This window comes from Paenibacillus urinalis (assembly GCF_028747985.1).
Classification (GTDB): Bacteria; Bacillota; Bacilli; order Paenibacillales; family Paenibacillaceae; genus Paenibacillus; species Paenibacillus urinalis.
In genome coordinates this window covers 4,476,505-4,490,844 of record NZ_CP118108.1, presented here as the reverse complement: position 1 = coordinate 4,490,844, position 14,340 = coordinate 4,476,505, and the positions used below count along the sequence as shown (strand labels likewise).

Here is a 14,340-nt window from a genome sequence, read left to right as displayed (position 1 = left end):
AGGAGAGTGAACTAGAAATGGCTACATCCAACATTATTGTCGTGGGCGGCGGTCTTGCAGGACTTATGGCAACAACCAAAGCTGCAGAAGCAGGGGTCCACGTTCATCTATTTTCTATTGTACCTGTCAAAAGATCTCACTCCGTATGTGCCCAAGGCGGTATTAACGGCGCAGTTAACACCAAGGGGGAGGGCGATTCTCCATGGGTTCACTTCGACGATACCGTGTATGGCGGTGACTTCCTGGCGAATCAGCCGCCAGTTAAAGCGATGTGTGAAGCCGCACCAGGCATCATTCATCTAATGGACCGGATGGGCGTTATGTTTAACCGTACGCCGGAAGGACTGCTCGATTTCCGTCGTTTCGGAGGCACTAAGCATCACCGTACCGCGTTTGCAGGTGCGACGACAGGCCAGCAGCTGCTGTACGCTCTGGATGAGCAGGTACGCCGCTGGGAGACAGCGGGTCTCGTTACGAAGCATGAGCACTGGGAGTTTTTGCAGGCGGTTGTGGACGATGAAGGTATATGCCGCGGGATTGTGGCTCAGGATCTGCGCAGTATGGAAGTCGCTACATTCGCAGCGGATGCAACGATTCTGGCAACTGGCGGTCCCGGCATTATCTTCGGTAAGACGACGAACTCGGTTATTAATACAGGTACAGCGGCAAGTGCGGTATATCAGCAAGGTGTGACTTATGCGAACGGAGAATTCATTCAGATTCACCCGACAGCGATTCCGGGTGATGATAAGCTGAGACTGATGTCAGAATCGGCACGGGGTGAAGGCGGGCGCATCTGGACTTATAAGGATGGTAAGCCTTGGTATTTCCTTGAAGAGAAATACCCGGCTTACGGTAACCTTGTACCGCGGGATATTGCCACACGTGAAATTTTTGATGTGTGTGTTAACCAGAACCTCGGTGTGAATGGCGAAAATATGGTATATCTTGATCTGTCTCACAAAGATCCGAAAGAGCTCGATGTTAAGCTCGGCGGTATTATCGAGATCTATGAAAAATTCATGGGTGACGATCCGCGCAAGATTCCGATGAAGATATTCCCTGCGGTTCACTACTCTATGGGCGGCATGTGGGTCGACTATAAACAGATGACTAACATTCCGGGATTGTTCGCTGCAGGAGAGTGTGAATACCAATACCACGGGGCCAATCGACTTGGCGCCAATTCTCTTGTATCGGCGATCTACGGAGGGATGGTTGCAGGTCCTAAGGCGGTTGAATATATCAAAGGCCTTAAGAAATCAGCACAGGATGTATCCTCTTCTGTGTTCGACAGATATCAGAAGCAGCAAACCGATAAGTACGACCGCATTACCAAAATGCAAGGCACAGAGAATGCCTATGTTATTCATAAAGAACTTGGCGATTGGATGAAGGACAATATGACGGTTGTCCGCTACAATGACCGTCTAGAAGCGACCATCGGTAAAATTAAGGAATTAAAAGAGCGTTACAAGAACATTAACGTGAACGATACCTCCAGCTGGAACAATACGAGTGCATCCTTCACAAGACAGCTGTGGAACATGCTGGAGCTGGCTGAAGCGATGACGCTGGGCGGACTGCTTCGCAATGAGAGCCGCGGGGCGCACTACAAGCCGGAGTTCCCGGATCGTGATGATGAGAACTTCCTGAAGACGAGTCTTGCAAAATGGACGCCGGATGGACCGGAAATTTCGTATGAGCCTGTTGACGTATCTCTGATTCCGCCGCGTATCCGTGACTATTCCAAGGACAAATAAGAGTAGTAAGGAATGAATTATAAACAGTAAGGAGGAACCATCATGGCAGAAACCGCTGTAAATAAACAAACCGTGAAAAGTGTGAAGTTTGTCATTACCCGCCAGGATAAACCGGACTCTCCTTCCTATATTGAGGAATTTGAGCTTCCGTACCGTCCCGGAATGAACGTTATCAGTGCGCTCATGGAAATTCAGCGCAACCCGGTGAATACTTCGGGCAAGCAGATTGCTCCGGTATGCTGGGACTCCAATTGCCTGGAGGAAGTCTGCGGTGCATGCTCGATGGTTATTAACGGGAAGCCGCGCCAAGCCTGTGCTGCACTCGTGGACCAGCTGGAGCAGCCGATCCGACTTGAGCCGATGAAGACCTTCCCGGTCGTACGGGATCTGGTTATTGATCGAGATCGCATGTTTAAGGCACTTAAACGGGTCAAAGCATGGATTCCGATCGATGGAACCTATGACCTGGGACCTGGTCCGCGGATGGCAGAGAAGAAGCGCCAGTGGGCTTATGAGCTGTCCAAGTGCATGACCTGTGGTGTCTGCCTTGAAGCATGCCCTAACGTGAATGACAAGACAGACTTTATCGGTCCAGCAGCGATCTCACAAGTCCGCTTGTTCAATGCTCATCCGACAGGTGAGATGAACAAGGAAGAAAGACTCGAATCGCTTATGGAAGATGGAGGAATTGAAGGCTGCGGTAACTCGCAGAACTGTGTAAGAGCTTGTCCAAAAGGCATTCCGCTTACAACTTCCATTGCAGAGATGAACAAGGATACGACCAAGCATATGTTTAAACGCTGGCTGGGCGCATAATGTCCCGCCTTGCAATATGAATCACAAGAACTCCGTCTTGAAGCTGAAGACGGAGTTCTTTATTATGGGCAGAGCCAGGCCTGCCTTGGCTCCATACAGATACCCGGAGTGTGTTATAATCGGAACTAACTGAAGAAGGGATGTGCAATACATTTGACGGAACCCATTATAGACCGACCCGTGACCCGGACAGAAATTAGTAAAGGGCTCTATCAGCTGGGGCTCAGACCCGGAATGACGCTGATTGTGCATTCTTCCCTGAAGAGCTTCGGCGGGTGGATTCCAGGGGGCGCACCTTCTGTAGTCCTTGCTCTGCAGGATGTGCTGGGCCCGGAAGGCACACTTGTCATGCCGACCCAGTCAATGGATTTAACGGATCCATCCACTTGGATGAACCCTCCTGCAGACCCGAAGTGGTGGGAGCTTATTCGTGCTGAAATGCCGGCATATGATCCGGAGATGACAGAGACTTCTGGAATGGGTGCCATTGTTGATGCATTCAGGCAGAGCGGTGCTTCACTACGCAGTCTGCATCCGCATGTGTCCTTTGCAGCGCGGGGACGACTTGCACCCTATATTATAGAGAAGCATGCCTATGATTATCCGCTGGGAGAGGAATCACCACTTGCCCGGCTGTACGACGCGGATGCGCATGTCTTGTTAATTGGCTGCGGACATGATCGGAATACTTCATTGCATTTGGCAGAGTATCGGACGGAATATAAAGGCAGGAAGGAAATCCAGCAGCAGGCTCCAGTCCTTGTGCAGGGCAGGAAGCAGTGGATTACCTATCGTGATTATAATATCAGCTCCGATGATTTTGATAAGCTGGGACATGATTACGAGCTGGCGGACAGCTCTATATTTGCCAGAGGTCATATCAGGCAGGCCTCCTGCTTCCTGGCACCGCAGCGTGCATTAGTTGATTATGCTGCGGAGTGGCTCAGGACAAAGAGGGAGCTATAGTATTTCATTAGAAGGGGGAAATTAAGCTTGGAATTTACACCACGCCCGAATAGGGATCCGGAAGATAAACCTGTACGTCCCAAGGATGGAAGTGAGACGGTTCCGGCCATTTTCCCTGGCAAACCCAAGCAGCATCATCCTTCCCGCAGAAGCTTCTTGAAGAAGATGATGAAGCTGGGACTTACCGCGGGTGCCGGTCTGTTTACGGGAGGGTATGCGTGGCTGTGGGAGCCGCGGAATCTCGAAGTGGAGCATGTGAACCTTACGCTCCCCCGACTTCCTGAGAGCTTTCAAGGGATGAGAATTGCCCATTTCAGTGATATGCATCTGGGGTTCCACATGGATAAATCGGATATGGAGCGATTGGCGAAGGCGGTCAGAGAGCAGTCTCCGGATATCATTTGTTTTACTGGAGATATGGTAGAAGCGAAGGCGGAACCTATGGCAGAGTGTGTCCCCCTGCTCCGAGCTATGCAGGCCCCACTAGGCAAGTATGCCGTGCTCGGCAATCATGATTATCGTGGACGGGAGTATAAGAAGCTGGCAAAGCTGTATCACGATGCGGGCTTCACATTACTAGTTAATGAGCATGTTACGGTCGAAAAAAACGGGGAAGTCATTGCCGTCGCGGGCCTGGATGATGCCTTGAATGGTGTGCCTGATCCGGCAGCTGCACTTGATGGCCTGGAAGCTGATATATTTACACTCCTACTAATGCATGAGCCGGATTACGCCGACATTGCGTCTGGATACACCTATGATCTGCAATTGTCCGGACATAGTCACGGAGGACAGGTGAGAGCTCCCTTTATCGGCGCTCTGACCACACCGCGCGGCTCTCACAAGTATATTCAAGGGCTGTACTACACCGGAGAAGAAGGGGCATCCATGCCCGTCTACGTAAATCGGGGTGTCGGTATGACTCAGCTGCCGATCCGCTTCCTATGCAAGCCCGAGCTGACGATGATTCATTTGTAATCTGCACATGAATCATCGCAGTGGGACGAACAATAATAGAAAGGAAATGATACGATGGAACGAATCGCTATAGTTTCCGATATTCATGGAAATATGACCGCCTGGACAGCCGTACTGGCCGATATGCGTCATCGCGGGATTACGCGTATCTTCTGTCTTGGTGATCTGGTGGGCAAAGGACCGAATCCGGAAGCCTGCTTAGACAGTGTCCGTGCGAACTGTGAAGTGGTTGTGCGAGGGAACTGGGATGAGCTTGTGGCCAAAAGGCAGGAAGGGCTTCATTTTGAGTGGCATGCGGATCGACTTGGTCAGGAGCGTCTATCTTATTTATCCTCTTTGCCCTTCAGCTGCCATTTCAGACTTAGCGGACGTTCCATTCGCCTAGTACATGCTTCGGCTGTGAGTGTATATCATCGTGTCCAGCCATGGGACAGCATAGAGGAGAGACTCGGTATGTTCGCGCCGATTGCTGCATCCATTGAAGAGCTGGAGCAGGAAGTGCCGGATGTAGTCGGTTATGGTGATGTGCATAATGTTTATCTTCAGCATATCAGCGGCAAAGTGTTATTTAATGTGGGCAGCGTAGGCAACCCATTGGATATTCCGGAAGCTTCATACTGTATTCTCGAAGGAGCTGATCTTACGATGGAGCCATTCGGAGAGAAGACGTCCCCGTCTGATGCGGCTTTTAATATCCAGTTTATTCGTGTGCCTTATCGTATCGAGGAGGAAGTTCAAATTGCACTGAATTCAGGTGCCCCGGATATGGATCTCTATATCAATGAAATCCGCACGGGTGTTTATCGCGGTATAAAAAAATAAAGAAAATGGATGATAGGAGCATACGATCATGTTCACGAAGCATGCGTTAGGACGAGGACTGCCGGTGCTGAGGACAGAGCGCTTGCTCTTCAGAGGCCTTACGCCGAGTGATGATGAGACGATATTTCGCTTTTTGAATGATGTGGAGGTCATAAAGTATTTAAATCGTGTACACTTGCCGACTAAGCTTCGGGCCAGGCGTTTGCTTAAAGAAATATGGATATCCGGCGCGAGACTTGAATCGGTTCACTATGGTATACGTCTCCTTGAACAGGACGAGCTGATCGGGGTTATCTCATTCCAGCAATGGAAGGAAGATAAGAAGGAGGCACAGATCGGGTACATGTTTGACCGCAGGTATTGGGGTCAGGGGTATGGAACGGAGGCTGTCGGACGAATGATCCGTTTCGGCTTTGAGGAGCTGGGGCTTCAGCGAATTGAAGGCAAATGCCATGAACATAATCAGCGCTCCCAGAAGGTTCTCATCAAGAATGGAATGAAGTATATGCGGACACATAAGCATTTTTCCCTGTTTCCCAAAAATGGGCAGGATGTGCTCGTGTATGTGAAGGAACAGACATTATAATTAAAGTAGGTACACTATGAAAATCGAACAATGGTTTAGACACCCCGCAGGGATTGTCGTAAGTGCAGTTGTCGCTACCATGCTGTGGGGAAGTGCGATGCCGATTATAAAGATCGGCTATGAAGATTTGGGAATTGGTGCAGCGGATTACGGTGCCCAGTGGTTGTTTGCGGGTTATCGGTTTACACTGGCAGGTCTGCTGCTTATTATATTTCATTATTTGGTTACCCGAGGAAGAGGAAAAACGGAGCAGCGTAAGAAGCTTGGCAAAGGCAGATTGTCTCGTCTAGCCCTCATTCAAACCTTTCTTCAATATTTACTGCTGTATGTAGGACTCAGCTACAGCACAGGGATACAGGGATCCATCATCGTCGGATCTACCTCCTTGTTTCAGATGCTCTCTGTACGCTTCGTGAATTCGGCAGAACGACTGACGGTAATGAAGATTACCGGATTGCTGCTGGGATTCTTAGGTATTGCTGCTGTCGGCATTGGAAAAGGGGACCTCAGTCTCTCCTTTGGCTGGGGAGAATTGTTGCTGCTGGGCTCAGCCTTTTTTGGCGGTGTAGGCAATGTACTGGCGAAGCAGGAGAGCAGGCATGAGCCTGTGTTATCCTTAACGGGAAGACAGATGGCGCTTGGAGGAATTCTGCTTATCGCCGTCTCTGTACCGATGGTCGGCGCAGCTCCTTTTGCGATTAACGGTACGCATTTCATGTATCTGTTGTATCTGTCTGTTCTCTCGGCTGTAGGATTCGGAATCTGGAATACCATTATGAAATATAATGATGTCGGACGTGTATCGATGTATCTGTTCCTGATTCCGGTATTTGGCGTCATATTATCTTCCATTCTGCTTGGAGAGCAGATGTCCGGCTGGGTTGGAATTTCACTTTCTCTCGTTGTCAGCGGAATACTGATTGTAAATAGGTCAGTTACGGTTAAAACGGTGGTTTCAAGAGCCAAAGCCGATGCTCAGCAGTCGTAATGTAAAATAATGTACTTTGTTACACAAATGAAATATTACTGAAACTTTACTCTAACAGTGAGCGGGTAAACTTATTGACATGACCCCCTTTTTGATAATATAAATTCAATGCTGTTGGGACCCGTTTATTAGAGAAGCGGGTCCATTTTTTTTTTGCCTTTACACAAAAAAGACCGCAGTTTGCGGCCTGACAGCTATTATAGCAGGTATTATATAGGAACAATCTGAATTTGCTTCTGTTTGTAATATACCCATTCCGTAAACCCGATGTCGATCAGCCTTGTGCGGACTTCCTCCCATTCATCTCCAACACGAGACGGCTTATGTGCATCTGATCCGAACGTAACATATACTCCGTAATAATGGGCTCTCTCCAGAATTTCGTCAGCAGGATACCAGCCTCCGCATAGTTTAGTCTTCCCTGAAGTATTGATCTCAATAGCGATCTTCTCCTCAGCAATGACCTTCAGGGTCTCATCTATAGCCTTGCTCGCAGGAATGTCGGCAAACGCAGGGTAATTCCCCTTCATGGCATCGATATGTCCAAGAATTTGAAACATGCCGCTTCTTGCGGATTGCCGAATCAGGTCATAGTAAGCCTCTTTTACCTGAAGGCTTGCCTGATCGTCTAATCCCTTCCATCTATTTTTGTTAAAGATGCTCACACCGCCGGTGCTATGTACAGAACCGATGATATAATCGAAAGGGTATTTGCTGAGCGTCTCATGATATATCTGCGCAACTTCGGGAAAGAAGTCAGATTCGATGCCGAGCAGGACGTCAATCTTTCCTTCATATTCTTTCTTAATGTCCAGAACTTCCTGTACATAATGACGAAGCTCTGCTTTGGCCATCGCGATCTTCGGGAAGGGTTGTTCCTCTTCGCTGCCGAAATAGGGAGTGTGGTCAGATATGCCGATGGCGGCAAGTCCAGCGGAAATACCAGCTTCCACGTAATCGCGTATGTTCCCGTCGGCATGGCCGCAGCGGAAATGATGCGTATGCAGATCAAATTTCATTCCTGTTCCTCCTTCTCCGTTATTCCGAGCTTACAAACTGAGTTTCCGGCATTCCTTTGAGGTCGCTCAAAAATTGCTGCATCGCGGAATTTAAATACCGGCTGGATTTATAAATGACGCCGACAGGATGGCTGACCTCGAGCTCACTGAGCGGGATCATGACCAGCGTCCCGAGACGAAGCTCTGCGGCAATGGCTTGCTTGGAGATAACGGCTGCGCCGAGATCCAGCTCCACCATTCTTTTGACTTCTTCACTGCTGGACAATTCCATTACGATATTGGGCTCAATCCCGTGTTTGTCCAAGATATTATCTACAAACCGGCGGCCGACTGTATCCGGTGACAGCATGATGAGCGGCGTTGTACCGAGTGCATCAATTGTAGCGTGTTTTTTCTTTGCCAGCGGATGCTTGGGGGAGACGACCAATTCAAATGTATCATAGTACAGGGTAGAGGTACTTAAATTAGGGTTCCGTTCAATAAGATAACCGATTCCGACATCTATCATCCCGTTCTCTACTTGCTCATAGATTTGTGAGGATGGCATGGATTGTATGCTTGTCTTAATCCGTGGAAACTGATCTTGAAAATAAGACAGAATGCGGGGCAATATCTGAATGGCGATGGATGTGGTTGTGCCCAGTAATATATGTCCCTGCGGATTCTGATCAAGATCCAGGAGCTTGAGCTTCAGTTCATCCACAATCTCAAGAATCCGTTCGGCGTGGTTCAGAAATACCTTGCCGCGGTCGGTTAGGGCGACTGGCTGTGATCTGTCCACAAGCACCGTCCGAAACTCATCCTCAAGGCTTTTGATCTGTGCTGAGACGGCAGGTTGTGTCAAATTAAGAAGTTCTCCGGCTTTACGGAAGCTCATCGTTTTGGAAATCGTTATCAGTGTCTCCAATTGACTGATGTTCATGACTAGCCTCCTGACTTCATAGGTTGCATAATAGTTCGCTGATCGCGTTGTCTTCTCTTCAAAGTACTCTATTAAATTATAGGCGATTGGAACCGGCAGAGCAATGTAGATCGTGGCTCAGGCTTGTTCAATAGTTTATGTAAAAAGCAAATTTAATTAACATATCTCATGTAAAGTTATCATATGAAATCTCAGATTATGCAAAAATCATGCTATATGAATATTAAAAAAACGGAATAAATGATGGAGGGGTTTACGAATGGATCCAAAGCAAGCACGTGCATGGGTCATGTATGACTGGGCGAACTCCGCCTTCGCAACAACCATGATTGCGGCTGTACTTCCGGTCTTCTATCAAAATGTTGCGGCTGCGGGACTGGATGATGCAATAGCTACCAGCTATTGGGCTTTCTCCCAAACGATCGCCATGATTCTTGTCGCCGTTCTCTCCCCTGTATTAGGTGCGGCGGCGGATGTCGGGGGACGCAAAGGAACCTATCTCATGATTGCAGCCATATTGGGGGCGGTTGCAAGCTCGGCAATGGCACTGACCGGGACAGGTGACTATATTATAGTATCCATCCTTTTTATTATTGCCACACTGGGCTTTTCCGGCGGTAATACCTTCTATGATTCCATGCTGCGAGATATCGCCCCGCCTCTAGATCGGGATATGCTCTCCGCACGCGGCTACATGTTTGGCTACATTGGAGGAGGGCTGCTGCTGCTTGTCCATGTCGTTATGATCCAAGGCTGGGAAAGCATAGGCTTTACGTCTCAAATTCAGGCGATGCAGCTTGTGTTCCTGACCTCAGGCTTATGGTGGCTGCTGTTTGCCATTCCTCTTCTCCGGAGATTTCCTCTGCGTGATAAGGGAGCATCCCGATCGGCCGGCCGTTCTGTAGGACAAACGGCGCTCCACAGTGTCAAAAGTGTGGCGAGCACACTTCTTCACGTGAAGAAGTATCCTGAATTGTTCAAATATCTTATTGCATTTTGGTTCTTCAATGATGGAATCAGCACGATTATCAGCATGGCTGCTATTTATGGTGCTGAGATCGGAATCGGTACAACCCACCTGATTACAGCTCTTCTCATTACTCAATTTGTGGGTGTGCCCTTTACATTCTTGTTCGGGAAGCTGGCGGGTAAGATTGGGGCCAAGCGTTCTTTGTATCTGTCGCTCTGGTTTTACGTAGTCATTGTTATTTTTGGCTTCTTTATGGAATCGGCCCTCCATTTCTATATCCTGGCATTTATGGTAGGGATGGTTCAAGGAGGATCTCAGTCTTTGGCAAGGTCTATTTACAGCCGCTTGGTGCCTGCGCATAAGACATCGGAATTCTTTGGGTTCATGAGTTTGTCAGGTAAAGTATCTGCGGCTCTAGGCCCCGCTGTATTCGGGTTTACAGCAGCTGTCACGGGAACGAGCAGACTGGCGATTCTATCGGTGCTGATCTTTTTTGCTCTGGGAATATGGATGCTGACTCGGGTTAATTTGGCCAAAGGGGAAGCCGAGGCTTCCGATGATTCCGAACCGCCGGTAACAAGAAATCCAGGAAAACCTCCTGCGGCAACGATATAGTCCTATAGAACTAATGTTGGGTGCGGATCAAACATGGATTAAATACAATTTGGTATAAATATTCACTTCTTACTTGTCGATAACAATAATTATGGGCCTTTGGCTTGAATTCGTAATGAATTTTGGTGTGGCTTCAAGTATAATATTGTTAAAATAATGGGACTTTTGATTCGTGACCATTAACCTAGTAAGGAGGCACAATCGTTGAAAGCCGAAGTGATTAATCCATTCTTGGAGTCCGCGCGGCTCGTATTTGAGCAATTGATTCAGATCTCACCTTCCGCCGGCAAGCTGGGTATCAAGCAAGTTGAATTTCTCGAGGACCACATCTGGATTCTAATCGGAATGACGGGACAATTGAACGGGAAGGTCGTGTTCGGAATACAGGAGCAGGTGGCACTGCGGATTGTCTCTGCGATGATGGGCGGATATGTCATCTCGGAGATGGATGAGATGGGGCAAAGTGCGATTTCAGAGCTTGGCAATATGATCAGCGGAAACGCAAGCACGATTCTATACAATCAGGGCATTGCCGTTGATATTACACCGCCGCAAGTAACGAAGTCCTCTCATCCAGCGATGGATGTGGTGACCCAGGCGCTAAGCATTCCGCTTGTGATGGACGGTATTGGAGAGCTTGATATTCAGGTGATGATTTCGTAAGAAGCTCAAATAGCTTGGAATCCGCTGTGAGCAGCTTATATCTTATGATGAAACTGTAATCTTGAAACCCATTTGCAGGTACACTATGATCAGATACATAAGTGGACTGCATTCGGGAGGTAAAAAAGATGAAACTAAAAGATAAGGTAGTACTCATTACAGGTGCTTCCAGCGGTATCGGCGCAATCTGTGCTCAGAAGCTAAGTGAGCAGGGCGCTCTGCCCGTGCTGCTGGCGAGATCGGAGGATAAGCTCCAGAAGATCAGCGCTTCGATCGCCGGCACACCGGACTGGTATCCGCTGGACGTAACCGATAATGAGCAGGTGGAAGCACTGATTACGAGGATCATCGACAGGTACGGTCGAATCGATGTTGTGCTTAATAATGCAGGGTACGGTCAATTTGAGATGACGAAGAACATGACCGTAGCGGCCTTTGAACAAATGATGGACGTAAATTATATGGGTACGGTACGAATGACAAAGGCTGTACTGCCCCATATGCTTGCATCCGGACAGGGGCATATCGTCAATGTCGCATCCATGGCAGGCAAGATTGGGACCGCAAAATCCGCATCTTATACGGCCACCAAGCATGCTGTTCTGGGCTTTAGTAATGCACTGCGTCAGGAGCTGAGAGAAACAGGGATCAAGGTAACGACGATTAATCCGGGTCCGATTGATACCCCCTTCTTTGAGACGGCAGATCCCGATGGTGGCTACATTAGCAACCTGAAGGGCTTTATTATGCAGCCTGAATATGTAGCGGATAAGATGGTGCAGGCGATCGTCAAACAGAAGGAAGAGGTTAATCTTCCCCATATCGCTGCAGCTGGAATAAGATTATACCAGTTGTTTCCAAGGCTGGCGGACAAGCTTACGTATGGTTTGTTAAATCGTAAATAGCAGTAGAGGGCTCTTGAACATGATTTGTGCTCAAGAGCTTTTTTGTGTGGTTTTGATTCGTTTTGCAATTCATTTCGGCGAGCTAGATGGATACTGCTGTACCGTTCTTTTGTTTTTTGACAACCGTAATTTGGTACGTGAACGTTTTTCGCATATAATGAACAGTAATGAACTTATAACAAAGGATGGACTTGAATGACAACAACATTTGATTCGCTCGGACTAAGCCCGGGTTTGATAGAACGACTTGACGAGCGGGGGATACAGACGCCTTCTCCTGTACAGGAGCAGACCATTCCCGTCATTAAGGAAGGCAAGAATGTGCTTGCGCGTTCTCAGACAGGAACAGGAAAGACACTGGCTTATTTACTGCCGGTGCTGGAGACGGTTAATACCGATATCAAGGGTACGCAGAAGCTGATCCTCGCTCCAACACAGGAGCTGGCGATGCAGATTGTTCGCGAAGCCGAAACGTACGGTACCTACCGCGGCATTAAGACGCTGGGACTCATCGGCGGCGCAGCAATCAAGCGCCAAATTGAGAAGCTGAAGGAACATCCGGAGGTCGTCGTGGGGACACCGGGACGGGTACGTGAGCTTATTGAAATTCGCAAGCTGAAAATGCATCAGATCACGACAATTGTCATTGATGAAGTGGATCAAGTGTTCCAGCTCGGCGGAGCCGGAGATGTGGACCAGATTATGCATCGTTCACTGCGGGATCGTCAGCTTGTATTCTTGTCTGCAACGGTGGATAAGGAGACCGAGCAGCTTGCCAAGCGCGAAATGAAGGATATGGTCACCATAGGCATTGAACCCGAGCAGATGACCGCGAGCGGTCTGACGCATCTCTACTTTGTAGCTGAGGAACGGGAAAAGGTGGACATGCTGCGAAGAATTGTACGCCATTTTGACCCGTCCAGAGCGATCGTGTTCGCGAATACGGCAGAAACCATCGCGGCAGTAGAAGGCAAGATGAACTTTATGGGTCTATCCGCGGCGGCTTTGTATGGAGATGCCGATAAAATGACACGGAGCAGAGTCCTTGCGAATTTCAGAGAAGGCAAAATCAAGCTGCTGATAGCCAGTGACGTTGCGGCACGCGGATTGGATATTCAGGATCTTCCTCTGGTCATCAACTTTGATCCGGCCTTTGATTCTGATCATTATGTTCACCGGGCAGGCAGAACAGGACGGATGGGCAAGACGGGAACGGTGATTTCCATTGTGGGCGAGAAGGAAACGTTCATTATGCGTAAATTCGCAAGAGAGCTCGGAATCGAGCTGATTGAACGGGTGCTGTACGGAGGAGAAGTACAGGAACGGGACGATCAAGCGAAGCGCAGTGTATTCCGTGAAGGCACAAGAGCAGGCGGTCCAAGTAAAGAGGCTGCTCCAAGAACGGCTTCTCCAAAAGCGAGCATCAGCCATACGTCAAGCCGTCCGAAGGACAAGCCGGCTCCAGCGGCAAGACGCAAGAATGAGAAGGCGCAGGACAAGAAAAATAAAGGGGCTCCGAAATGGCTCAAGAATAAACGTAGTGATAACAGCGAGTCCTAGAAGAAAGCGGGGATTACATGGAACAGACACCTATCCTGCAAATTAACGGATTAAGCGGAGGGTACAGTGCAAAGAAGCCGGTGCTGCATGATATTGATATACGTGTTGCTCCTGGTGAAATGGTTGGCCTGATCGGTTTGAATGGTGCCGGGAAGAGTACAACAATGAAGCATATTTTGGGTCTGATGGTGCCTCATCAGGGAGAGGTGCTCATTGGAGGCAAACGCCGGGATGAGAATCCGGAAGCTTACCAGAGCGGCATGGCGTTTGTTCCGGAATCACCAGAGCTGTTCATGGAGATGACCGTGATGGAGCATTTGGAGTTTACCGCTAGGGCCTATAATGTGTCCAAGGCGGAGTTCGAAGAGCGGGCCGATCATCTCCTGGACATGTTCCGTATGCGGGACAAAAAAGACAGCCTGTCTGCCCATTTATCCAAAGGAATGCGTCAAAAGGTCATGATCATGAGTGCTTTTGTGGCCAGACCTCCACTATACATTATTGATGAACCGTTTCTGGGCCTTGATCCACTGGGTATCAGATCACTGCTGGATTTCATGATGCAAATTCGCGCATCGGGTTCTTCGATTCTGCTCAGCTCTCATATCCTGTCCACGATAGAGAACTATTGCGATCGTTTCATCATACTTCATGGGGGAAAGATTATATCGCAAGGGACCCTGGAGGAGCTTCGGGCCGGGTCCGGGATGAGACAGGCTCCGCTGGAGGAAATATTCTATAAGCTCGTACAAGGCGGGGATTAGAAG

Annotated in this window: 14 protein-coding genes; 12 read left to right on the top strand and 2 right to left on the bottom strand. The window is 48.8% G+C overall.

What is annotated here, in order from left to right; all coding sequences use genetic code 11:
• The first annotated feature begins 17 nt into the window (after positions 1-17).
• From sdhA to PUW25_RS20705, 7 genes are all read left to right on the top strand, one after another.
• Entirely contained in the window at positions 18-1,763 is a 1,746-nt protein-coding gene (gene sdhA, locus PUW25_RS20735; RefSeq protein WP_274337476.1) for a succinate dehydrogenase flavoprotein subunit, read from the top strand.
• 42 nt (positions 1,764-1,805) lie between these two features.
• A complete protein-coding gene (sdhB, locus tag PUW25_RS20730; protein ID WP_047913583.1) occupies positions 1,806-2,579 on the top strand; it encodes a succinate dehydrogenase iron-sulfur subunit in 774 nt (257 codons plus the stop codon).
• 153 nt (positions 2,580-2,732) lie between these two features.
• Positions 2,733-3,545, top strand: coding sequence for an AAC(3) family N-acetyltransferase (locus PUW25_RS20725; RefSeq protein WP_047913584.1), 813 nt, complete (start codon positions 2,733-2,735; stop codon positions 3,543-3,545).
• Positions 3,546-3,572: 27 nt separating this feature from the next.
• Positions 3,573-4,523: a metallophosphoesterase gene (locus PUW25_RS20720; protein ID WP_081872717.1), complete on the top strand. Its 951-nt coding sequence runs from the start codon at positions 3,573-3,575 to the stop codon at positions 4,521-4,523.
• 54 nt (positions 4,524-4,577) lie between these two features.
• Positions 4,578-5,345 carry a metallophosphoesterase family protein gene (locus tag PUW25_RS20715; protein ID WP_047913585.1) on the top strand — a complete coding sequence of 256 codons (768 nt, stop codon included), beginning with the start codon at positions 4,578-4,580 and terminating at the stop codon, positions 5,343-5,345.
• A 28-nt stretch (positions 5,346-5,373) separates the two neighbouring features.
• Positions 5,374-5,931 (top strand): GNAT family N-acetyltransferase, encoded by a 558-nt coding sequence (locus PUW25_RS20710; protein WP_047913586.1) that lies wholly within the window; start codon positions 5,374-5,376, stop codon positions 5,929-5,931.
• A gap of 16 nt (positions 5,932-5,947) precedes the next feature.
• The gene (locus PUW25_RS20705) at positions 5,948-6,919 is read left to right on the top strand and encodes a DMT family transporter (protein WP_274338445.1); all 972 of its coding nucleotides are present in this window, start codon (positions 5,948-5,950) and stop codon (positions 6,917-6,919) included.
• A 209-nt stretch (positions 6,920-7,128) separates the two neighbouring features.
• Here the strand turns inward: PUW25_RS20705 and PUW25_RS20700 are convergent, their stop codons facing one another.
• Together PUW25_RS20700 and PUW25_RS20695 are read right to left on the bottom strand one after the other, a co-directional pair.
• Positions 7,129-7,938, bottom strand: a complete 810-nt coding sequence (locus PUW25_RS20700) for a histidinol-phosphatase (protein WP_274337474.1) — start codon at positions 7,936-7,938, stop codon at positions 7,129-7,131.
• A gap of 19 nt (positions 7,939-7,957) precedes the next feature.
• The gene (locus tag PUW25_RS20695) at positions 7,958-8,860 is read right to left on the bottom strand and encodes a LysR family transcriptional regulator (protein WP_047913589.1); all 903 of its coding nucleotides are present in this window, start codon (positions 8,858-8,860) and stop codon (positions 7,958-7,960) included.
• Between the two features lie 259 nt (positions 8,861-9,119).
• Between PUW25_RS20695 and PUW25_RS20690 the strand changes: the two genes are divergently transcribed.
• The 5 genes from PUW25_RS20690 (at position 9,120) to PUW25_RS20670 (ending at position 14,337) form a co-directional block, all read left to right on the top strand.
• Positions 9,120-10,445 carry an MFS transporter gene (locus PUW25_RS20690; protein WP_274338444.1) on the top strand — a complete coding sequence of 442 codons (1,326 nt, stop codon included), beginning with the start codon at positions 9,120-9,122 and terminating at the stop codon, positions 10,443-10,445.
• A 204-nt stretch (positions 10,446-10,649) separates the two neighbouring features.
• Entirely contained in the window at positions 10,650-11,108 is a 459-nt protein-coding gene (locus PUW25_RS20685) for a chemotaxis protein CheX (RefSeq protein ID WP_274338443.1), read from the top strand.
• A gap of 128 nt (positions 11,109-11,236) precedes the next feature.
• Positions 11,237-12,013, top strand: coding sequence for an SDR family NAD(P)-dependent oxidoreductase (locus PUW25_RS20680; protein WP_274337472.1), 777 nt, complete (start codon positions 11,237-11,239; stop codon positions 12,011-12,013).
• A gap of 195 nt (positions 12,014-12,208) precedes the next feature.
• On the top strand, positions 12,209-13,573 hold the full coding sequence (locus PUW25_RS20675; protein WP_047913594.1) for a DEAD/DEAH box helicase: 1,365 nt from the start codon (positions 12,209-12,211) through the stop codon (positions 13,571-13,573).
• Between the two features lie 17 nt (positions 13,574-13,590).
• Complete coding sequence (locus tag PUW25_RS20670) at positions 13,591-14,337, top strand: ABC transporter ATP-binding protein (RefSeq protein WP_047913595.1); 747 nt, start codon at positions 13,591-13,593, stop codon at positions 14,335-14,337.
• Positions 14,338-14,340 lie beyond the last annotated feature (3 nt).